Raw genomic sequence first — 19,990 nt, forward strand, 5'->3', positions numbered from 1 at the left:
TATAAATCACGTAAACACTAGTTAATATGTTACAACAAAACTACCACATTAAATCATCAGGGATCTGATACGCCGCGTACGGATCGTCTTCAGCAGCTGCTTCTTCAGTCTGCACGTTCAGCTGAACAATGCGCTGTGGATCGCGCTCCTGAATCTTCAGGGCCGCTTCACGGGGAATCACTTCGTAACCGCCGGCATGGTGCACGATCGCCAGCGAACCGTTACTGAGCTTGTTGCGCATCAACGTGTTGACGGAGAGGCGCTTGACCTTCTTGTCGTCGACGAAGTTGTAGTAATCCTCGGTGGCCAGCTTCGGCAGACGCGAGACTTCGATCAATTGCTTGACCTGCGCGGCGCGGGCCTTGGCCTCGGCCTTCTCTTGCTGCTGACGGTTCAGCTCCTGGTCGCGCTTGACCTTTTCGGCCATGGCTTCCTGAGCGGCACGCTGCTGGGAGTCATCGAGTTCGATCTGGCCTTTATGGGCCAGACGCTGCTGTTTCTGCTTCTCTTTGCCGACCTGTTTGGCCTGCTTTTGGTTGACCAGCCCTGCCTTTAGCAACTGATCGCGAAGGGAAATGCTCATGGTGCTTATTTCTCACTTAGGCCACTGCTCAACCGCAGCTGGGCAAATTCTTTTCCTGACGTTTGGCTTCGCCCCACAAGGCGTCCAACTCTTCGAGGGTGCAATCTTCCATGGGACGGTGGGTGTCGCGCAATGCCTGTTCGATAAAACGGAAGCGTCTTTCGAATTTGCTGTTGGCGCCACGCAGTGCGGTTTCCGGATCAACTTTCAAATGCCGCGCCAGATTGACCACGGAAAACAGCAGGTCGCCAACTTCATCGGCAATCGCTACCGAGTCATTGTCGGCCATGGCTTCGAGCACTTCATCGAGTTCTTCGCGGACCTTGTCCAGCACCGGCAAGGCGTCCGGCCAGTCGAAACCGACCTGCCCTGCGCGCTTCTGCAACTTGGCTGAACGGGATAACGCAGGCAGCGCGGCGGGCACATCATCGAGCAAGGACAGTTGTTCCGGCGCCGTAGATTTCTCGGCGCGCTCCTCAGCCTTGATCTCTTCCCAGCGTTGCTTGACCTGCTCCTCACTCAGACGCGGAACATCCAGCGGCGCGTACAGATCGCCGGTGGGGAACACGTGGGGGTGACGACGGATCAGCTTGCGGGTGATGCTGTCGATGACGCCGGCGAATTCGAAGCGCCCTTCTTCCCGGGCCAGTTGGCTGTAATAAACCACCTGGAACAACAAATCACCCAGCTCACCCTGCAAGTGATCGAAGTCCCCGCGCTCGATGGCGTCGGCGACTTCGTAGGCTTCCTCGAGGGTATGCGGGACGATGGTGGCGTAGGTTTGCTTGATGTCCCACGGGCAACCGAACTGCGGGTCGCGCAGACAGTTCATCAGGTGCAATAAGTCTTCAAGGCTGTACATCAATTTCTCTCACACCAAAAAACATTGTAGGAGCGAGGCTTGCCCGCGAAGGCGTTGTGTCAGGTTTACCGCCTTCGCGGGCAAGCCTCGCTCATACAGGGGGGCAGTGTCACGGCGTACGGTTACGCCGGGTTTCGATGATGTTCGGCAACTGGGAGATCCGCCCCAGCAAACGTCCCAATGCATCCAGCCCCGGAATCTCGATGGTCAGGGACATCAACGCGGTGTTGTCCTCCTTGTTCGAGCGGGTGTTGACCGCCAGCACGTTGATCCGCTCGTTGAGCAGCACTTGCGAGACGTCACGCAGCAAACCGGAACGGTCGTAGGCGCGAATGATGATGTCCACCGGGTAAGTGAGCACCGGCACCGGACCCCAACTGACCTGGATGATCCGCTCCGGCTCGCGCCCGCCCAATTGCAGCACCGAGGCGCAGTCCTGACGGTGAATGCTCACGCCACGGCCCTGGGTGATGTAACCGACGATGGCATCGCCCGGCAATGGCTGGCAGCAGCCCGCCATCTGGGTCATGAGGTTGCCGACACCCTGGATCTGAATATCGCCGCGCTTGCCCGGTTTGTAGCCGGTGGCCTTGCGCGGAATCAGTTCCAGCTGTTCGTTGCCGCGCTCCGGCTCGACCAGTTGCTGCGCCAGGTTCACCAGTTGTGCCAGGCGCAAATCGCCTGCGCCCAACGCGGCGTACATGTCCTCGGCGGTTTTCATGTTGGCCTTGTCGGCCAGCTTGTCGAAATCCACCGCCGGCAAGCCAAGGCGACTGAGCTCGCGTTCGAGCAAGGTTTTACCGGCCGCGACGTTCTGATCGCGGGCCTGCAATTTGAACCAGTGAACGATCTTCGCCCGCGCCCGTGAGGTGGTGATGTAACCCAGGTTCGGGTTCAGCCAGTCGCGGCTCGGGGTGCCGTGCTTGCTGGTGATGATCTCGACCTGCTCACCGGTTTGCAGGCTGTAGTTGAGCGGTACGATGCGCCCGTTGATCTTCGCGCCACGGCAGTTGTGACCGATTTCGGTGTGCACGCGGTAGGCGAAATCCAGCGGCGTCGCGCCTTTCGGCAAGTCGATGGCGTGACCGTCCGGCGTGAAGATGTACACCCGGTCCGGTTCGATATCGACCCGCAGCTGTTCCGCCAGACCGCCGATATCACCCAGCTCTTCGTGCCACTCGAGCACCTGACGCAGCCAGGAGATTTTCTCTTCGTAGTGATTGGAGCCGGATTTGACGTCGGTGCCTTTGTAGCGCCAGTGCGCGCAAACGCCCAGCTCGGCTTCTTCGTGCATGGCGTGGGTGCGGATCTGCACTTCCAGCACCTTGCCTTCAGGCCCGATCACTGCAGTGTGCAACGAGCGGTAGCCGTTCTCTTTCGGGTTGGCGATGTAGTCGTCGAATTCTTTCGGGATGTGCCGCCACAAGGTGTGGACGATGCCGAGCGCGGTGTAGCAGTCGCGCATTTCCGGCACCAGCACGCGCACGGCGCGCACGTCGTAGATCTGGCTGAACTCCAGACCCTTGCGCTGCATTTTGCGCCAGATCGAATAGATGTGTTTGGCCCGGCCGCTGATGTCGGCCTCGACGCCAGTGGCCTGCAATTCATTCTTCAGCTGGCTCATCACATCGCTGATGAAGCGCTCGCGATCCAGACGCCGTTCGTGGAGCAACTTGGCGATCTGCTTGTACTGATCGGGCTCGAGGTAACGGAAGGACAAATCCTCCAGTTCCCACTTGATGTGACCGATACCGAGACGGTGGGCGAGCGGCGCGTAGATGTCGAAGACTTCACGGGCGACACGGTTGCGCTTCTCGTCGTCTGCCGTTTTGACCGCACGGATCGCGCAGGTGCGTTCGGCCAGTTTGATCAGTGCGACGCGCACGTCGTCGACCATGGCCACGAGCATTTTGCGCAGGTTTTCCACCTGGCCCTGAGTGCCCAGCACCAGGGATTGACGGGGGCTCAGGCTGGCGCTGATCGCCGCCATGCGCAACACGCCGTCGATGAGTTTGGCGACCACCGGACCGAAGCGCTGGCTGACTGCCGGCAGTTCGATCTGGCCTTCGCGCACGCCGCGGTACAGGACCGCGGCGACCAACGAATCCTGATCGAGTTTGAGGTCGGCGAGAATTTCGGCGATCTCAAGGCCCGTACGGAAACTCGAGGTCCCTTCGGACCACAGGTTTTTCGCCGCATTGGCCTGCTGTTCAGACGCACGAGCGAACTCGCACGCTTCCTTCAAGGCTTCGCGATCCAGTGCCAGATCGACACTGACCGCATGATCGAGCCAAGCCTCGAGGTTGATACTGCCGTCGGTGTTGATCGGCTGGTGTGCTCTCACCTGTACCATCTTGCTTACCTTCCCTACGACGCAGATTCAATGCGTCAAATCGCTGACCTTCATTGCCGGGGATGCACTCGCGGGGCCAGGACGAGTGCTGCACGGGCGGCTAAGTCGGACCAGACGAGCTGTCCTAGCTCGCTTCAAATAACGCCATGGCCTCGACATGTGCCGTCTGAGGAAACATATCGAGAATCCCGGCACGTTTTAACCGGTAGCCCTGCTTGATCAATTCCACCGTGTCGCGCGCCAGCGTTGCAGGGTTGCACGACACATACACCAATCGTTCGGCGCCCAAGGCCTTGAGCTTGCGCACCACCTCGAAAGCACCGTCACGCGGTGGGTCCAAGAGTACCGCACAAAAGCCTTCGCGCGCCCATTCGGCATCGGTCAAAGGCTGGGACAAATCGGCCTGAAAAAACGTCGCATTATGCAGATTGTTGCTAGCGGCGTTCGCGGCGGCCCGCTCGACCATCGCTTGCACACCTTCGACCGCCACCACCTCACGAACAGCTTTGGCCAGCGGCAAGGCAAAGTTACCCAAACCACAGAATAGATCGAGAACGCGCTCATCCGCTTTCGGCTTCAGCCAGTCCAGCGCCTGGGCGACCATCGCTTCGTTGACCGCCGCATTGACCTGAATGAAATCTCCCGGCCGGTACGCCAGGTTCAAATCCCACTGTTCAAGGCGATAGCCCAACGACTGATCGGCCTCGACCGGTTGCGGTTCGCCCTCTCCATGCAGCCACAATTGAGCTTCATGAAACGAGCAGAAATCCTTGAGGATCGTCATATCGGCGTCGGACAACGGCGCCATGTGCCGCAACAAAACCGCCAACGACGAACCACTGAACAGTTCCACATGCCCCAACGCCTGAGGTTTGCTCAAGCGCCGCAACATCTCCGGCAAGTGGGTCATGATCGATTGCAAGGGCTGTACCAACACCGGGCATTCGTTGATCGCAACGATGTCCTGACTGCCTGCCGCGCGGAAACCGACTTCGAGTTTTTTCGCCTTCATGTCCCAGCGCACCGCCACCCGGGCACGGCGGCGATAAGCGAACTCCGGCCCGCTCAACGGCGCTGCCCATTCTTCGGGCTCGACACCGGCGACCTTGGACAATTGCTCGGCGAGCATGCGCTGTTTCAGGGCGAGTTGTTCACTATGAGGCAGGTGCTGAACACTGCAGCCACCACAGCGACCGGCATGCGGACACGGCGCCGGGCGACGCAATTCGCTGGCCTGGAACACACGCTCGGTACGCGCCTCGACCACTTTGCCGTGGGCACCGAGTACGCGCGCCTCGACTTCTTCCCCGGCCAATGCGCCGAGGACAAACCAGGTACGACCTTCGAAAAACGCGATGCCACGGCCGTCATTGGCCAGGCGCTCGATGGTCAGGCGCTGCTTTTTGCCAGTCGGAATTTGCGGGGCCTTGCTGCCGCCGGTGGGTTGGAAGCGCAGGCCTCTCTCGTGCTTGGCCATCAGTTGGGCGCGTCGAAAATGCCGGTCGACAGGTAACGGTCGCCACGGTCACAGATGATCGCGACGATCACCGCGTTTTCAACTTCCTCGGACAGGCGCAGCATCGCTGCCACGGCCCCGCCCGAGGACACGCCGCAGAAGATGCCTTCTTCGCGGGCCAGACGACGGGTCACGTCCTCGGCTTCGCTTTGCGCCATGTCGACGATGCGGTCCACGCGATCGGCCTGATAAATCTTCGGCAGGTATTCCTGCGGCCAGCGACGGATGCCCGGAATCGCCGAGCCTTCCATCGGTTGCAGGCCGATGATCTGCACGCTGTCGCGCTGCTCTTTCAAGTAGCGCGACACGCCCATGATGGTGCCGGTGGTGCCCATCGAGCTGACGAAATGAGTGATGGTGCCCTCGGTCTGGCGCCAGATTTCCGGGCCGGTGGTGGTGTAGTGCGCTTCCGGGTTGTCGCCGTTGGCGAACTGGTCCAGCACCTTGCCACGACCTTCGGCTTCCATTCGTTGGGCGAGGTCGCGGGCGCCTTCCATGCCTTCTTCCTGGGTGACCAGAATCAGCTCGGCGCCATAAGCCGTCATCGCGGCTTTGCGCTCGGCGCTGGAGTTGTCCGGCATGATCAGGATCATCTTGTAACCCTTGATCGCGGCGGCCATGGCCAGGGCGATCCCGGTGTTGCCCGAGGTCGCTTCGATCAGCGTATCGCCGACGTGGATCTGCCCGCGCAATTCGGCGCGGGTGATCATCGACAACGCCGGACGGTCCTTGACCGAACCCGCCGGGTTGTTCCCTTCGAGCTTGAGCAAAAGGGTGTTGCTGGTGGCGCCGGGCAGGCGCTGCAAACGGACCAGCGGAGTGTTGCCGACGCAATCGGCGATGGTTGGGTACTGCAAGGTCATGGCGTATTCGCAATCCAGACTGCGGGGGCGCCTATCATACCGGCAAACGTTCGCAGGCCATATCACGCAAAGTGCGGTGCTTATGGCTTATGGGAATAAGTGGCACCCTTTGAGCAATCGCTGATTGCACGCTTCCCCTTACAGACAAGGGCATTAGATAGGTAGGAAAAACTCTTTTTCACAAAAGTATCGGCCTTTAAGAGCGCTTTCGTCGGACGTTTTACTCGAGGCTTGGTGGTTGGCGTGAACTGGTGGGCAAGGGGCTTCATCGATAATCTTTTTATGCGGAATATCTTCTGAATCCCGACCGCATAACCAACCAACTTTTACGATGAGCGTATATATGAGAATCCTTATAGCGTTTTCTCTCGCAGGGCTGATCCTTGTGAGTCAGGCTTCTGTAGCATGCATCAGCATTCGGGACACTTACAGCGGCACCGTACCCGCCAACTCCGATGTCATTGCACACGGGCCTTTTACTATTACGGGTGCAAACGGATGTCGCCAAGCCAACATCTCTTCCACTATTACTGCCGTAGGCGCGGGTTCGCCCCCGGATTTGTATATTGAAAGATTAACTGGATCAACCTGGAGCGAGGTCGCCGGCGGCACCGGCAATACCGCTTCAGTGCTTGGCCCGGTAGGAACTTACAGAATCCGCCACGCCAACACACTAACTGTCGACAGACAATATTCTGGAACTACCCGCTACAGCCGATAGACAACAGAGTGACCGGCGCCTAAAAAATTTTCGGGCGCCGGGTGACTCAGGCCTGAATGCTGATGGACAGATCATTTCTAGTTGAACGGGAAAAATAGGAGAGCGCATTTATGAGTTGATTTGCGCCCAGCAAAGCTCTCGTCACCTCCTTGAATGTCGCTTGGTGAGCGTACATGGGCCAATTGCTAGCGTATGCCTTGTTATCACCCAGCTTTTCATTGAACAACGCAATCGCATTATATCTGACGTCCCTTTCCGTCTGACGACCATACTGATCAAAAGCCACATTTCCGGATATAAAGTGACTTGCCACATGCCCATCTATCAGATCAATCTCATAGAGTCTAGATCCGATTTTCGCAAGTTCATTAGTGCTTATCGATGTAAAATCATATCCTTTAATTAAATCTTTTAACTCGTCAACCAAAGTATCGCTTGTCAGGTTTAATACCCCAGCAGCGTCCTTGGCATCGGTTATCGTGTGCGCATTGTTTATCTCGTGTGGATTTTTAATAAAGTAGGCATCAGCTTGCTTCGACAAGGCGGACGTTCTTATTATTACGTTCATTGGTTATCCTTCTTGAATTACAACCACAAGTTAAATACCCCCAAACAATGATTGTTACGTCAAACCGGCGACATTCAAGGCATAGAACTCATGCAACTTGGCCTGCAGCAATTGTTTGTCGGGAAGCTGGACCTGGTATTCAGCGATCAGCGCTGGCGACAAGCTGTGGTTAAGGGCGTACTCGACCACTTCGTCTTCCTTGCTGGCACAGAGCAGTACACCAATGGCAGGGTTTTCGTGGGGTTTGCGCTCACCACGATCCAGCGCTTCCAGATAGAAATTCAGCTTGCCGAGGTACTCCGGGTCAAAACGACCGACCTTGAGCTCGATGGCCACCAGGCAGTTGAGCCCACGGTGAAAGAACAACAGGTCCAGAGCGAAATCCCGGCCGCCAACCTGCAATGGGTATTGTGAGCCGACAAAGCAGAAATCGCGGCCAAGCTCGATCAGAAACTCCTTGAGCCGTGCCAGCAAACCCTGATGCAGATCGGTCTCAGTATGGGTTCCGGGCAGGTCGAGAAACTCGACCATGTAGGCGTCGCGGAATATCTCCAGTGCTGAGGGGTGGGTTTGTTTCAGTACGGCGGAGACTTTTGCCGGTTGGGTCACGCTGCGTTCGAACAGTGCAGCCTTTAACTGGCGCTCCAACTCGCGCTTCGACCACTTTTCCTGAACGGCCATACGCACGTAGAACTCACGCTCTTCCGGTCGTTTACACTGGCTGAAAATGATCAGGTTGTGTGACCAAGACATTTGTCGCACCACTGGTGCGACTTTTTCTTCAGTACGATAGGTCTCATAGAATTGCCGCATGCGGAACAAATTCGATCGAGTAAACCCACGCAATCCTGGCTGGGTTTGAGCCAGATGCTCAGCCAATTGACTGACGACGGAGTCCCCCCATTCCGCCAGTTCGATCTTGCGACTGATGTAACCACCCACCTGCCAATACAGCTCGATCAGACGGGTGTTCACCGCCTGCATGGCCTGCTGCCGGGCACCGTGAATCAACGCAAGCACTTCATTGAAACGGTCGTCGGTTGTGTTGCCGGGAACGTGGGGTGCAGTCATGCCTGACTCCTTGAACATGAGTTAAAGCGTGAGCTTAAACCGTCAAGGAAGCTTGAAATGACCGGTGATACCCTTTGGGAAATGTCGTACAGAATTCCCGGAACGCTCCGGCAAAATCAAAGCGGTGGTGGATGAGAGGGCCTCTTCGCGAGCAAGCCCGCTCCCACAGTGGATCCGGGGTGATCACACCATTTTCGGCCGACATAAATCCAATGTGGGAGCGGGCTTGCTCGCGAAGGCGTTATCACTGACACCATCGGCATCCGCCACCAACCACATATTCAGCCGCAACCCTGAGCCGGTGTTCTCCGCCCAAAGCCTCCCGCCCTGCCGCTGCACCGCATTCCTCGCAATGCTCAATCCCAACCCGAACCCGCCATTCCCGGGCCGCGAACCATCAAGACGAGTAAAGGGCGAGAAAATCCGCTCCAGATCCTCTTCAGCTACCCCGCCCCCCTCATCTTCGATCCACAAGTGCCAATAACCACCGTCGCGTCGCCCACCCAGGTGCACAACACCGCCCTTGGGTGAATGACGAATGGCATTGCGCAGAATGTTTTCCAGCGCCTGTGCCAGGGTATTGAGATTGCCGCGCACCCAGCACGATGAATCCACCGCACACTGCAACTGGCCCACCGGGCAGCAGCTTTCATAGCAGGCGTTTTCCGTAAGCATTTCCCACAGCGCCTGAATCTGGATCGCTTCGTCCGGCAAGGGTGAGCGCTCGGTGTCGAGCCAGGCCAGTTGCAGCGTGTCTTCGACCAAGCGCTGCATGCCATCGACTTCACGACCGATGCGATCACGCAGTTGCGTCAGACTTTGCTCGCCCTCGCTGGCCACGCGCAAACGGCTCAATGGCGTGCGCAATTCATGGGACAGGTCACGCAGCAGTTGTTGTTGCAGGGCCACCGTGCTTTGCAGGCGCTCGGACATGTGATCGAAAGCGCGGCCCAGCTCACCCAATTCATCGGAACGGTTGGTGGTTCGGCGCGACAGACGCACGCCCAGTTGGTCGGCACGCCAGGCGTTGGCCTGCTCGCGCAGTTGATTGAGGGGAACCACGAGCAGTCGATACAGCCCGACGCACAGCAGCAAGGTAAACAGTCCGGGAATGACGCCATTGGTGATCACGCGCCAGAACACCCGATAGCGCCCGGGCATGAAACGCTGGGGCAGTTCGATCACCAGGCTGCCGGCCGACGAGTCGTCGGGAAATGGTACGCGCAACCAAGGCAAACGTTTTTTGTGAATAGGCCAATCGAGGCCGCGCAGGAATGTCAGGCGCTGGATTTCCGGGTCCGTCAGCGGCTGGCTGCTCAATGACTGTAAATCACCGCCGATGACACCCGCCCAACCCGCTTCACGCTGGCGCATTTCCTGTAGCCAGGCATCAACGCCCTCACTCTGGCGCTGCAGCCAAGCCTGTTCGGCTTCGGCGGCATAGCGCGTCAGAGTGCCGCGGGCCTCATCCGACAGAAACTGGTTACGCTCTTCCATGTAGCGGCCCCAGGACCAGCTCAGCCAGATCATCAGCAGACAGAACGCCACCAGCAAGCAGGCGAGTTTCCAGAACAGCGAATGCCTGCCCGGCAGCTCAGCCCACTTCATGGTCGGCACCCAAGACATAACCCTTGCCCCAGACGGTGCGTACTTCCCGCTCGGTGTAGCCGATGGCTTTGAGCTTGCGACGGATCTGGCTGATGTGCATGTCGAGGCTGCGGTCGTGGGCCGCGTATCCCCGTTGCAGCACGTGTTGATAAAGGAAGGCCTTGCTCAGCACTTCGTCGCTGTTGCGATTGAGCGTGTCCAGCAACCGGTATTCGCTACGGGTCAAGCCGGCGGCGTGCGCGCCATAGAAAACCTCAAACAGCTCATCGTCAAAGCGCAGACTGTCCGCCGCCATGGCAACCGTTTCGACCGCCGGGCGACGGTCGAGAGCCACCCGCCGCAGGATCGCTTCGATGCGCACGCGCAGTTCCGCCATGCTGAAAGGCTTCGGCAAATAGTCATCGGCACCGAGGCGGAAACCGCTGATGCGATCCGCTTCGGCCCCCAGCGCCGACATCAGCACCACCGGAGTGGAATGACTCTGGCGCAACTGGGTCAGCACGTTCAGACCGTTCATGCCCGGGAGCAAAATGTCCATCAGCACCACATCGAAGGCTTGTTCCCGGGCAATCGCCAGGCCTTCCTGACCGTTCTGACACCAGGTCACCTGGAAACCGCTGCGGCCCAGTTGCTCGTGAACATAGGCACCGAGCACCAGGTCGTCTTCGATGGCAAGGATGCGGGGATGGCCGACAGAAATGGGAGTCATGAGTATCTGCAAATAATTCTCAGTTGGCGATTATTCAAGATTGCCTCGCCGGGGGCAACCCAAGGTTTGCCCGTGACGCCAAAGCGATCAATGACCCGACGAATGACGACATCAATTTTACGAAGATTGCCCGCATGCAAATCGCTACACTGCGCAAGTGGCGCGTGCCGGATGTACGCGCAGGTTCCTAAATGGCTGGATGCAGGAGAGAGGCGTGCTCAAGAAACTGGGAATTAAAGGCCGCGTGCTGTTGCTGACCTTGCTTCCGACCAGCCTGATGGCTCTGGTGCTGGGCGGCTATTTTACCTGGATGCAGCAATCCGACCTGCAGACCCAACTCATGCAGCGCGGCGAAATGATCGCCGAACAGCTCGCGCCCCTCGTAGCCCCGGCCATGGGTCACAAGGACGCCGAACTGCTAGAACGCATCGCCACCCAATCCCTGGAAACGGCCGACGTGCGCGCGGTGACCTTCCTCGCCCCGAACCGCACGCTGCTCGCCCACGCCGGCCCGACCATGCTCAATCAAGCGCCAGTGGGCAATGGCTCGCAGATGCTGCGCCGCAGCGGCAACGATGCGACGCGTTACTTGCTGCCGGTGTTCGGCAAGCACCGCAATCTGGCCGGCGACCTGATTCCCGAAGAAGCCGACCGCCTGCTGGGCTGGGTCGAACTCGAACTGTCCCACAACGGCATGCTGCTGCGCGGTTATCGCAGCCTGTTCGCCAGCCTGTTGTTGATCGGCGCGGGCCTCGCCGGTGCGGCGCTGCTGGCGTTGCGCATGGGCCGCACCATCAACCGGCCGCTGAGCCAGATCAAGCAAGCGGTGGCGCAACTCAAGGACGGTCATCTGGAAACCCGCCTGCCGCCCCTCGGCAGTCAGGAACTGGATGAGCTCGCGTCCGGCATCAACCGCATGGCCGGCACCCTGCAAAACGCCCAGGAAGAACTGCAGCACAGCATCGACCAGGCCACCGAAGACGTGCGCCAGAACCTGGAAACCATCGAAATCCAGAACATCGAGCTGGACCTCGCGCGAAAAGAGGCGCTGGAAGCGAGCCGGATCAAATCCGAGTTCCTGGCCAACATGAGCCATGAAATCCGCACGCCGCTCAACGGCATTCTCGGTTTCACCCACCTGCTGCAAAAAAGCGAACTGACCCCGCGCCAGCTCGATTATCTGGGCACCATCGAGAAATCCGCCGACAGCCTGCTGGGGATCATCAACGAGATCCTCGACTTCTCGAAAATCGAGGCCGGCAAACTGGTACTCGACCATATTCCGTTCAACCTGCGCGATCTGCTCCAGGACACCCTGACCATCCTCGCCCCCGCCGCCCACGCCAAACAGCTGGAGCTGGTGAGCCTGGTGTATCGCGACACGCCGCTGTCGCTGGTCGGCGATCCGCTGCGCCTCAAGCAGATCCTCACCAACCTGGTGAGCAACGCGATCAAGTTCACCCGCGAAGGCACCATCGTCGCCCGCGCCATGCTCGAAGAAGAACACGAAGACAGCGTGCAGCTGCGCATCAGCATTCAGGACACCGGCATCGGTCTGTCGAACGAGGATGTGCGGGCGCTGTTCCAGGCTTTCAGCCAGGCTGACAACTCGCTGTCCCGGCAACCCGGCGGCACCGGTTTGGGACTGGTGATATCCAAGCGCTTGATCGAACAGATGGGCGGCGAGATCGGCGTCGACAGCACGCCGGGCGAAGGCTCGGAATTCTGGATCAGCCTGAGCCTGCCGAAAACCCGCGACGACGCTGAAGACCTGCCCGGTCCGCCGCTGCTCGGGCGTCGCGTCGCCGTGCTGGAAAACCACGAACTGGCCCGTCAGGCGTTGCAGCATCAGCTGGAAGATTGCGGCCTGGAAGTGACACCGTTCAACACCCTGGAAAGCCTGACCAATGGCGTGACCGGCGCGCACCAGACCGATCAGGCGATCGATCTCGCCGTGCTCGGCATCACCAGCAACGACATGCCGCCGGAACGCCTGAACCAGCACATCTGGGACCTTGAACACCTCGGCTGCAAAGTGCTGGTGCTGTGCCCGACCACCGAGCAGACGCTGTTTCACCTCTCGGTGCCCAACCCGCACAGTCAGCTTCAGGCCAAACCGGCCTGCACCCGCAAGCTGCGCCGGGCCTTGTCCGATCTGGTCAATCCGCGCCAGCAACGCAGCGACCCCGGCGAACCGGTGTCCAGCCGTGCGCCGAAGGTGCTCTGCGTTGACGATAACCCGGCCAATCTGCTGCTGGTGCAAACCCTGCTTGAAGACCTGGGCGCCAAGGTGCTCGCGGTGGAAAGCGGTTACGCCGCGGTCAAAGCGGTGCAGAACGAGACCTTCGATCTGGTGCTGATGGACGTGCAGATGCCCGGCATGGATGGACGCCAGAGCACCGAAACCATTCGCCAGTGGGAAAGCGAACGGCATTGCACGCCCCTGCCGATCGTGGCCCTCACCGCCCACGCCATGGCCAACGAAAAACGCGCGCTGCTGCAAAGCGGCATGGACGATTACCTGACCAAGCCGATCAGCGAACGGCAACTGGCCCAGGTAGTGTTGAAGTGGACCGGCCTGGCGCTGCGTAATCAAGGGCCGGACCGTTCCAGCGACAGTCATGGCGGCAGCCACGAGTTGCAGGTGCTGGATCACGAAGAAGGATTGCGCCTGGCCGCCGGCAAGGCAGATCTGGCAGCGGACATGCTGGCGATGTTGCTGGCGTCCCTGGAAGCCGACCGCGAAGCGATCCGCGTGGCCCGGGAAACCAACGACCACAATGCCTTGATCGAACGGGTACATCGCCTGCATGGCGCGACCCGTTATTGCGGCGTGCCGCAACTGCGCGCGGCCTGCCAACGCAGCGAAACCCTGCTCAAGCAAGAAGATCCGAAAGCGCCCGGCGCGCTGGAAGACCTCGACCGCGCCATCAATCGCCTGGCGGCCCACGCTCGTATAAATGCTTGATGCGACACTACTGCGCCAGGCTCTCCGCAAATCCCTGTAGGAGCGAGCTTGCTCGCGAAAAACGTCCATGCAACGCGTTCATTCAGACAGCCCGTGTAATCGTTGACGTCCATCGCGAGCAAGCTCGCTCCTACAGGAAATCGGGGCAAGGAGAAAATCATGCGCACGATTCTTTTCAGCAGCCAGACCTACGACCGTGACAGCTTTCTCGGCGCCGACCTCCCCGCCGGCATCGACCTGCACTTTCAATCAGCACGACTGAGCCTCGATACCGCGGCGCTGGCGGAACACCACGAAGTCGTCTGCGCCTTCATCAATGATGACCTCAGCGCCCCGGTGCTCGAACGTCTCGCCGCTGGCGGCACACGCCTGATCGCCCTGCGTTCGGCCGGGTACAACCATGTTGACCTGGCCGTGGCGAAACGTCTGGGGTTGTCGGTCGTGCGGGTTCCAGCGTACTCGCCGCACGCGGTGGCCGAGCATGCGGTGGCGTTGATCCTGGCGCTCAACCGGCGCCTGCATCGTGCTTACAACCGCACCCGCGAAGGGGATTTCAGCCTGCATGGGCTGACCGGATTTGACCTGGTGGGCAAGACGGTCGGTGTGGTCGGCACGGGGCAGATCGGTGCGACCTTCGCGAAAATCATGAACGGTTTCGGCTGTCAGCTACTGGCCTACGATCCTTACCCCAATCCGCAAGTCGAAGCCCTCGGCGCGCGTTATCTGAGTTTGCCGCAGCTGCTGGCCGAGTCACAGATCATCAGCCTGCATTGCCCGCTCAACGAACAGAGCAAACACCTGATCAACCGCGAGTCACTGGCGCACATGCAACCCGGCGCCATGTTGATCAACACCGGGCGTGGCGGTCTGGTGGACACGCCGGCGCTGATCGACGCGCTGAAGGATGGCCAACTGGGTTATCTGGGCCTGGATGTGTATGAGGAGGAAGCGCAGCTGTTCTTCGAGGACCGATCCGATTTGCCGCTGCAGGACGATGTGCTGGCGCGGCTGCTGACCTTCCCGAACGTGATCGTCACCGCGCACCAGGCCTTCCTGACCCATGAAGCCCTGGGCGCGATTGCCGCGACAACGTTGCAGAACATTGCAGCCTGGGCGGCGGGCAATCTGCAAAATCAGGTCGATGCTGGCTGAACCGGATCGAAGGTCATTTCCCCGCGCAGTGCAGCGTCGATGTCCGTGCTAGCATGCCGCGCATATTTGGAGGACCCATGGTCGAACACGATTTCCGCTATAGCCTGATGAACCCGCAACACACCCTCACCGAATGCCGCGCCCTGGTGCCGGGGCGTTATCAAGTCACCGGCAACGGCGGCTCGATTCGCAATAACGACGTGCTGGTCGTGACCCTCAAAGGTGCCAAGGACTTGTCCATGCGCCTGACCGTCGAAACGGTTCGCCACCTGATCAACCCGCCCGGCCAATGGGTCGCGGTAGCCAGTGGCCCGGTGTTCGGCGAACTGGCGATCCACACCTGGAAAGTCAACTGCGACAGCTGCGCCAAAGAGCTGAGTTTCGAGTTCGCGGTCGACGCCAAGCTGGGCAACAAGGCCGAAAAGCCTGCCGCTACTGCGCGGATTGCCGAGTTGGGCTGGAAGTCGGTCGGCGAGAAGCACCTGTGCCCGAAATGCCAGGAGCCTGCGTGATGAAACGCCTTGCTCTGACCGCGATGGTCGGCGCCAGCCTGCTGGGCTGCGCCGCTACGCCTGCGCAATTGCAACAAAACCGCAGCTACATTCTGGAATGGATCGGCGAACGCCCGCTGATGGATTACAGCCACCTGACCATCACCCTCGGTGAAGATGGCCGGGCTTATGGCAATGGCGGCTGCAACCACTGGTTCGCGCCGTACACGCTCGACGGCGACAAGCTGAGCTTCGGCAAGGTCGGCAGCACGCGCAAACTGTGCGCACCGGCGATCATGGAACAGGAAAAGCGCTTCCTCCAGGCCCTGGAAAACGTGCAGCGCTGGGATGTTTCGCCGATCGACCAGATGCGCTTCTGGCCGGCCGAAGGCAAGCCGCTGCGTTGGTGGCTTGAAGAGGGTTGATAACCCTCTGCTGAACCCTCTTGTGGTGAGGGGGATTTGTGGCGAGGGGATTTATCCCCGTTGGGTCGCGAAGCGGCTCCAAAAAAGGGACTGCTGCGCAGTCCAACGGGGATAAATCCCCTCGCCACAAAAGCCCCTGCGCAATCAGTTTTTAGCCTGCAACGCCTCTAGCTTCGCCATCACCCCCGCCGCTGTCTGCTCGCCCATCAGCTGTTCGCGCACCTTGCCCTTGTTATCGATGATGTACGTCACCGGCAACGCCTCACTGCGCGGCAATTCAAAAAGCTCTGCCGGGTCAGAAGCCAATACGGTGAACCTGATCCCCAGTTTCTCACTGGCACTTTTCAGCTCTTCGCCCTGCACATTGTCGAAGTTGACCCCGAACACACCGATCTTCCTGTCCTTCAACTGATCGGCCAGCCCGTTCAACTCCGGGATCTCGGTCCGGCACGGACCACACCATTCGGCCCAGTAATTGAGCACCAGCCATTGTTTGTCCAGACGTTCGGCGGCGACTTTATGGCCGTTCTGATCGATGCCATAGTCGTTGCCGCAGCCCCCCAGCATCAACGTCCCGAAGATCGCCAGTGCCGCTGCCAGTCGCCTTGTCATATCGTGATCCTTGTTCAAAATTAAATGCGCCTGCGACCCATCGCCTCCCAAGGTTCTGGATTACGCGCTGCACAGTTAGAATAGCCGCCACCTTACGCAAGATGCGACCCGCACATGACCGATCTGACGCTTTATCACAACCCGCGCTGCTCGAAATCCCGCGGTGCGCTCGAACTGCTCGAAGCCCGTGGCCTGACGCCGACCGTGGTCCGCTACCTCGAAACCCCGTTGGATGCCGCGCAACTGCAGAGCCTGCTGAAAAAGCTCGGCCTCAGCGCACGGCAACTGCTGCGCACCGGTGAGGATGAGTACAAAACCCTCAACCTCGCCGACGCCAGCCTGAGCGAGGCGCAATTGATCGCCGCCATCGCCGCGCACCCGAAACTGATGGAGCGGCCAATTCTCGAAGTCGGCGACAAAGCCATCATCGGCCGTCCGCCGGAGAACGTGCTGGAGTTGCTGCCGTGAGCGCGCCGTACATTCTGGTTCTGTATTACAGCCGCAGCGGCTCGACCAATGAAATGGCCCGGCAGATCGCCCGTGGTGTCGAGCAGTCCGGGATGGAAGCGCGCCTGCGCACCGTGCCGGCGATCTCCACTGAGTGCGAAGCGGTGTCGCCGGACATTCCGGACGAAGGCGCGCTGTACGCCAGCCTCGATGACCTGAAGAACTGCGCGGGCCTGGCCCTCGGCAGTCCGACGCGCTTCGGCAACATGGCGGCACCGCTCAAGTATTTCCTCGACGGCACCAGCAACCTGTGGCTGACCGGCGCACTGGTAGGCAAACCGGCCGGTGTGTTCACCTCCACCGCGAGCCTGCACGGCGGTCAGGAAACCACGCTGTTGTCGATGATGCTGCCGTTGCTGCACCACGGCATGCTGATCACCGGCCTGCCTTACAGCGAATCCGCGTTGCTGGAAACCCGTGGCGGCGGCACGCCATACGGCGCCAGTCATCACGCCGGCGCCGACGGAAAACTCGGTTTGAATGAACATGAAGTGGCGCTGTGCCGAGCCTTGGGTCTGCGGCTGGCGAAGACCGCGCAAAAGTTGGTGAGCTGACATGGCCAAAAAGCCGAAGGTACTGCCTTCCATTGAATGGCTCGAACCGCGGGTTCGGGCGATGCGCGTCATCAGCCTGCTGTGCTACTTCGGTCTGGTGGGGTTGCTCTGCGCTTATTACCTGGTGGTCGCCGACTTGCATGGCGCGCGACCGTGGGTGATTCTGTTGATCGAACTGGTGCCGTTGCTGTTGCTGGCGCCGGGGATGATCCTCGGCAGCGCGCGCGGGCATTCGTGGATGTGTTTTGTGGTGAACCTGTATTTCATCAAGGGCGCGCTGGCGGCGTATGACCCGAACCGGCAGGTGTTCGGGTTGCTGGAGATGGGCGCGAGTCTGGCGGTGTTCTGTTCGGCGCTGTTGTATGTGCGGTGGCGGTTTCAGTTGAGCCGCAGGTTGGCTGGCGAGGGCGAGATCTCCGTCGCCTGAGCTGACGCCTTCGCGAGCAAGCCCGCTCCCACATTGGAACGTATTCGACATGAGAACGCGGTCAAATGTGGGAGCGGGCTTGCTCGCGAAGGGGGCGACTCGGTGTCAATGATTGACGGTGTACGCCAGCATCATCGAAATCTGACTCATCGGCCGCCCACCACTCTCTTCATGCCACTGGTTGAACACGCCCTGCACCGTCGCCAGATCCCGCAGACTGGTCGGCACTTTGTCGACGATCTTCTGCGCATTCAACGCCGCCACCACGTCGTAGCTCGGCACAAACGTGTCCTTGCCGACCATCCGCAAGAACCGCGGCGCTGACAACCCGCCCAGTTGATGACCGCGTTTTTTCAGACAGGTCCACAACCCGACAATATCGGTCACCGGCCAATCGGCGATCAACGCGCCAAAGCTGCCCTGCTCATGCGCCACGTCCAGCACGAACTGCGCATTGCGCGGCACGCTCTTGAGCTTGCCCAGGTGGCGGATGATCCGCGCGTCCTGCATCAGGCGTTCAAGGTGTTCGGCGCTCATCAGCACGACTTTTTCCGGGTCGAACTTGAAGAACACTTCTTCGAAAGCCGGCCACTTCGCGTCCACCAGGCTGTGTTTGAGCCCGGCGCGGAACACGCGCAACGCCATGGTCGAGAGGTAGCGGTCATCGCTGATCTTGCGCAATTGCGCCGGGGTCTTGGGAACGGGCAGATGGGCTTCCAGTTCAGCCGCTGAACCGAATCGGTTCAGACAGTATTCGTGCAGCCACTTGTAATCGCGCATGCCCTCTCCTGAGGTTAACGAAAAACCTGTGGGAGCGGGCTTGCTCGCGAAGGCGGTGTGTCAGCCAACATAAATGCTGAATGACACACCGCCTTCGCGAGCAAGCCCGCTCCCACACAATTTGTGTCAGAGGTTGATGACATTGACGAACCGCGAAGCTGCGGTTTCGTCGATCTTCAAACTGGTGAAGTCAAACAGGTTACGGTCCGCCAGTTGCGACGGCTGCACATTCTGCAAGCTGCGGAAAATGCTTTCGGTGCGACCCGGTGTCTTGCGCTCCCAGTCCTGCAGCATGTCCTTGACCACCTGACGCTGCAGGTTTTCCTGCGAGCCGCAGAGGTTGCACGGGATGATCGGGAATTGCTTGAGGTCCGAGTAGGCCTGAATGTCTTTTTCGTTGCAGTAGGCCAGCGGCCGGATCACCACGTTGCGGCCATCGTCGGCGCGCAACTTCGGCGGCATGGCCTTGAGCGAGCCGTTGAAGAACATATTGAGGAAGAACGTCTCGACGATGTCGTCGCGGTGATGACCGAGGGCCATTTTGGTCGCACCGATTTCATCGGCGAAGGTGTAGAGCGTGCCACGACGCAGGCGCGAACACAGCGAGCAGGTGGTCTTGCCTTCCGGGATCAGCTCCTTGACCACCGAGTAGGTGTCTTTCTCGACGATGTGGTACTCGATGCCCAGGGTTTTGAGGTACGCCGGCAGCACGTCTTCAGGGAAACCCGGCTGCTTCTGGTCCATGTTCACGGCCACGATCTCGAATTTGATCGGGGCGACTTTCTGCAAATGCATCAGCACATCGAGCATGGTGTAGCTGTCCTTGCCACCGGACAGGCAGACCATGACCTTGTCGCCGTCTTCAATCATGTTGAAATCGGCAACAGCCTCACCGGCCTGTCGGCGAAGGCGCTTTTGCAGTTTGTTCTGGTTGACCGTGAGAGTGCCCATGACGCGAAATCCGTGAGGTGTGACGAAAGGCCGGCATTTTACGCAAAAACGCCTCGGTGGCGAAGAGCCTACTATCCCCTGTGGGAGCGGGCTTGCTCGCGAAAGCGGTGTGTCAGTCGACATCAATACAATCTGACACACCGCCTTCGCGAGCAAGCCCGCTCCCACAGGGATTGTTGCTGACAGTCCCAACGGCGATTAGCAGAAGGCTTTACAGCGCGATTTGCTCTAAGCCCTATCACCTGTGGGGTTAAGTCCTTTCTATACTG

The 19,990-nt window shown here is 59.6% G+C and carries 19 protein-coding genes; 7 read left to right on the plus strand and 12 right to left on the minus strand.

Annotated features, from left to right (window positions below; translation table 11 throughout):
- Window positions 1–40: 40 nt before the first annotated feature.
- The 9 genes from ACA073_RS19150 to ACA073_RS19190 all read right to left on the minus strand — a co-directional run bounded on the left by ACA073_RS19150 (window position 41) and on the right by ACA073_RS19190 (window position 10,854).
- On the minus strand, window positions 41–583 hold the full coding sequence (locus ACA073_RS19150) for a DUF2058 domain-containing protein (protein ID WP_497398638.1): 543 nt from the start codon (window positions 581–583) through the stop codon (window positions 41–43).
- Window positions 584–611: 28 nt separating this feature from the next.
- Complete coding sequence (gene mazG / locus ACA073_RS19155; RefSeq protein WP_497398640.1) at window positions 612–1,445, minus strand: nucleoside triphosphate pyrophosphohydrolase; 834 nt, start codon at window positions 1,443–1,445, stop codon at window positions 612–614.
- Between the two features lie 109 nt (window positions 1,446–1,554).
- Window positions 1,555–3,798, minus strand: coding sequence for a GTP diphosphokinase (gene relA / locus ACA073_RS19160; protein ID WP_497398642.1), 2,244 nt, complete (start codon window positions 3,796–3,798; stop codon window positions 1,555–1,557).
- Window positions 3,799–3,922: 124 nt separating this feature from the next.
- Window positions 3,923–5,275 carry a 23S rRNA (uracil(1939)-C(5))-methyltransferase RlmD gene (gene rlmD / locus ACA073_RS19165; RefSeq protein WP_497398644.1) on the minus strand — a complete coding sequence of 451 codons (1,353 nt, stop codon included), beginning with the start codon at window positions 5,273–5,275 and terminating at the stop codon, window positions 3,923–3,925.
- Window positions 5,275–6,177 carry a cysteine synthase CysM gene (gene cysM, locus ACA073_RS19170; RefSeq protein ID WP_497398646.1) on the minus strand — a complete coding sequence of 301 codons (903 nt, stop codon included), beginning with the start codon at window positions 6,175–6,177 and terminating at the stop codon, window positions 5,275–5,277. Before cysM ends, rlmD begins: the two co-directional genes overlap by 1 nt.
- 767 nt (window positions 6,178–6,944) lie before the next feature.
- Window positions 6,945–7,466 carry a hypothetical protein gene (locus ACA073_RS19175; RefSeq protein WP_497398648.1) on the minus strand — a complete coding sequence of 174 codons (522 nt, stop codon included), beginning with the start codon at window positions 7,464–7,466 and terminating at the stop codon, window positions 6,945–6,947.
- Between the two features lie 54 nt (window positions 7,467–7,520).
- Entirely contained in the window at window positions 7,521–8,537 is a 1,017-nt protein-coding gene (locus ACA073_RS19180) for a PDDEXK nuclease domain-containing protein (protein WP_497398650.1), read from the minus strand.
- A gap of 183 nt (window positions 8,538–8,720) precedes the next feature.
- Complete coding sequence (locus ACA073_RS19185; protein ID WP_497398652.1) at window positions 8,721–10,145, minus strand: sensor histidine kinase; 1,425 nt, start codon at window positions 10,143–10,145, stop codon at window positions 8,721–8,723.
- Window positions 10,132–10,854: a response regulator transcription factor gene (locus tag ACA073_RS19190; RefSeq protein ID WP_497398654.1), complete on the minus strand. Its 723-nt coding sequence runs from the start codon at window positions 10,852–10,854 to the stop codon at window positions 10,132–10,134. The genes ACA073_RS19185 and ACA073_RS19190 overlap by 14 nt, the downstream gene beginning before the upstream one ends.
- A 214-nt stretch (window positions 10,855–11,068) precedes the next feature.
- Here ACA073_RS19190 and ACA073_RS19195 point away from each other — a divergent pair, with 214 nt between their 5' ends.
- From ACA073_RS19195 to ACA073_RS19210, 4 genes are all read left to right on the plus strand, one after another.
- A complete protein-coding gene (locus tag ACA073_RS19195) occupies window positions 11,069–13,822 on the plus strand; it encodes a response regulator (RefSeq protein WP_497398656.1) in 2,754 nt (917 codons plus the stop codon).
- Between the two features lie 159 nt (window positions 13,823–13,981).
- Window positions 13,982–14,974, plus strand: a complete 993-nt coding sequence (locus tag ACA073_RS19200; protein ID WP_497398658.1) for a 2-hydroxyacid dehydrogenase — start codon at window positions 13,982–13,984, stop codon at window positions 14,972–14,974.
- Between the two features lie 77 nt (window positions 14,975–15,051).
- Complete coding sequence (locus tag ACA073_RS19205) at window positions 15,052–15,486, plus strand: hypothetical protein (protein ID WP_017340176.1); 435 nt, start codon at window positions 15,052–15,054, stop codon at window positions 15,484–15,486.
- Window positions 15,486–15,890, plus strand: a complete 405-nt coding sequence (locus ACA073_RS19210) for an META domain-containing protein (RefSeq protein ID WP_497398660.1) — start codon at window positions 15,486–15,488, stop codon at window positions 15,888–15,890. Before ACA073_RS19205 ends, ACA073_RS19210 begins: the two co-directional genes overlap by 1 nt.
- A 144-nt stretch (window positions 15,891–16,034) precedes the next feature.
- On the opposite strand, the gene ACA073_RS19215 is transcribed toward ACA073_RS19210, so the two are convergent.
- Entirely contained in the window at window positions 16,035–16,502 is a 468-nt protein-coding gene (locus tag ACA073_RS19215; protein WP_497398662.1) for a TlpA disulfide reductase family protein, read from the minus strand.
- Between the two features lie 114 nt (window positions 16,503–16,616).
- On the opposite strand from ACA073_RS19215, the gene arsC reads away from it, so the two are divergent.
- From arsC to ACA073_RS19230, 3 genes are read left to right on the plus strand one after another with little or no spacing between them, the layout of a single operon-like run.
- Window positions 16,617–16,970 (plus strand): arsenate reductase (glutaredoxin), encoded by a 354-nt coding sequence (gene arsC, locus ACA073_RS19220; protein WP_461953698.1) that lies wholly within the window; start codon window positions 16,617–16,619, stop codon window positions 16,968–16,970.
- Window positions 16,967–17,563, plus strand: coding sequence for an NAD(P)H:quinone oxidoreductase (gene wrbA / locus ACA073_RS19225; protein ID WP_150634163.1), 597 nt, complete (start codon window positions 16,967–16,969; stop codon window positions 17,561–17,563). The genes arsC and wrbA overlap by 4 nt, the downstream gene beginning before the upstream one ends.
- Before the next feature lies 1 nt (window position 17,564).
- The gene (locus ACA073_RS19230) at window positions 17,565–17,990 is read left to right on the plus strand and encodes a DUF2069 domain-containing protein (protein WP_497398665.1); all 426 of its coding nucleotides are present in this window, start codon (window positions 17,565–17,567) and stop codon (window positions 17,988–17,990) included.
- A 105-nt stretch (window positions 17,991–18,095) separates the two neighbouring features.
- Here the strand turns inward: ACA073_RS19230 and ACA073_RS19235 are convergent, their stop codons facing one another.
- Window positions 18,096–18,770 (minus strand): DNA-3-methyladenine glycosylase I, encoded by a 675-nt coding sequence (locus ACA073_RS19235; protein WP_497398667.1) that lies wholly within the window; start codon window positions 18,768–18,770, stop codon window positions 18,096–18,098.
- Between the two features lie 126 nt (window positions 18,771–18,896).
- Entirely contained in the window at window positions 18,897–19,721 is an 825-nt protein-coding gene (gene ttcA, locus ACA073_RS19240; protein ID WP_497398669.1) for a tRNA 2-thiocytidine(32) synthetase TtcA, read from the minus strand.
- Window positions 19,722–19,990: the final 269 nt, after the last annotated feature.

Source organism: Pseudomonas sp. LBUM1670 (genome assembly GCF_059695695.1).

Excerpts from the sequence above, each read along its gene's own strand:
- ACA073_RS19210 (WP_497398660.1), top strand. The coding sequence starts at position 15,486 with ATGAAACGCCTTGCTCTGACCGCGATGGTCGGCGCCAGCCTGCTGGGC.
- ACA073_RS19235 (WP_497398667.1), bottom strand. The coding sequence starts at position 18,770 with ATGCGCGATTACAAGTGGCTGCACGAATACTGTCTGAACCGATTCGGT.
- arsC (WP_461953698.1), top strand. The coding sequence starts at position 16,617 with ATGACCGATCTGACGCTTTATCACAACCCGCGCTGCTCGAAATCCCGC.
- ACA073_RS19205 (WP_017340176.1), top strand. The coding sequence starts at position 15,052 with ATGGTCGAACACGATTTCCGCTATAGCCTGATGAACCCGCAACACACC.
- ttcA (WP_497398669.1), bottom strand. The coding sequence starts at position 19,721 with ATGGGCACTCTCACGGTCAACCAGAACAAACTGCAAAAGCGCCTTCGC.
- ACA073_RS19190 (WP_497398654.1), bottom strand. The coding sequence starts at position 10,854 with ATGACTCCCATTTCTGTCGGCCATCCCCGCATCCTTGCCATCGAAGAC.
- ACA073_RS19185 (WP_497398652.1), bottom strand. The coding sequence starts at position 10,145 with ATGAAGTGGGCTGAGCTGCCGGGCAGGCATTCGCTGTTCTGGAAACTC.
- cysM (WP_497398646.1), bottom strand. The coding sequence starts at position 6,177 with ATGACCTTGCAGTACCCAACCATCGCCGATTGCGTCGGCAACACTCCG.
- ACA073_RS19215 (WP_497398662.1), bottom strand. The coding sequence starts at position 16,502 with ATGACAAGGCGACTGGCAGCGGCACTGGCGATCTTCGGGACGTTGATG.
- ACA073_RS19180 (WP_497398650.1), bottom strand. The coding sequence starts at position 8,537 with ATGACTGCACCCCACGTTCCCGGCAACACAACCGACGACCGTTTCAAT.
- ACA073_RS19150 (WP_497398638.1), bottom strand. The coding sequence starts at position 583 with ATGAGCATTTCCCTTCGCGATCAGTTGCTAAAGGCAGGGCTGGTCAAC.
- relA (WP_497398642.1), bottom strand. The coding sequence starts at position 3,798 with ATGGTACAGGTGAGAGCACACCAGCCGATCAACACCGACGGCAGTATC.
- ACA073_RS19175 (WP_497398648.1), bottom strand. The coding sequence starts at position 7,466 with ATGAACGTAATAATAAGAACGTCCGCCTTGTCGAAGCAAGCTGATGCC.
- ACA073_RS19200 (WP_497398658.1), top strand. The coding sequence starts at position 13,982 with ATGCGCACGATTCTTTTCAGCAGCCAGACCTACGACCGTGACAGCTTT.
- mazG (WP_497398640.1), bottom strand. The coding sequence starts at position 1,445 with ATGTACAGCCTTGAAGACTTATTGCACCTGATGAACTGTCTGCGCGAC.
- rlmD (WP_497398644.1), bottom strand. The coding sequence starts at position 5,275 with ATGGCCAAGCACGAGAGAGGCCTGCGCTTCCAACCCACCGGCGGCAGC.
- ACA073_RS19230 (WP_497398665.1), top strand. The coding sequence starts at position 17,565 with ATGGCCAAAAAGCCGAAGGTACTGCCTTCCATTGAATGGCTCGAACCG.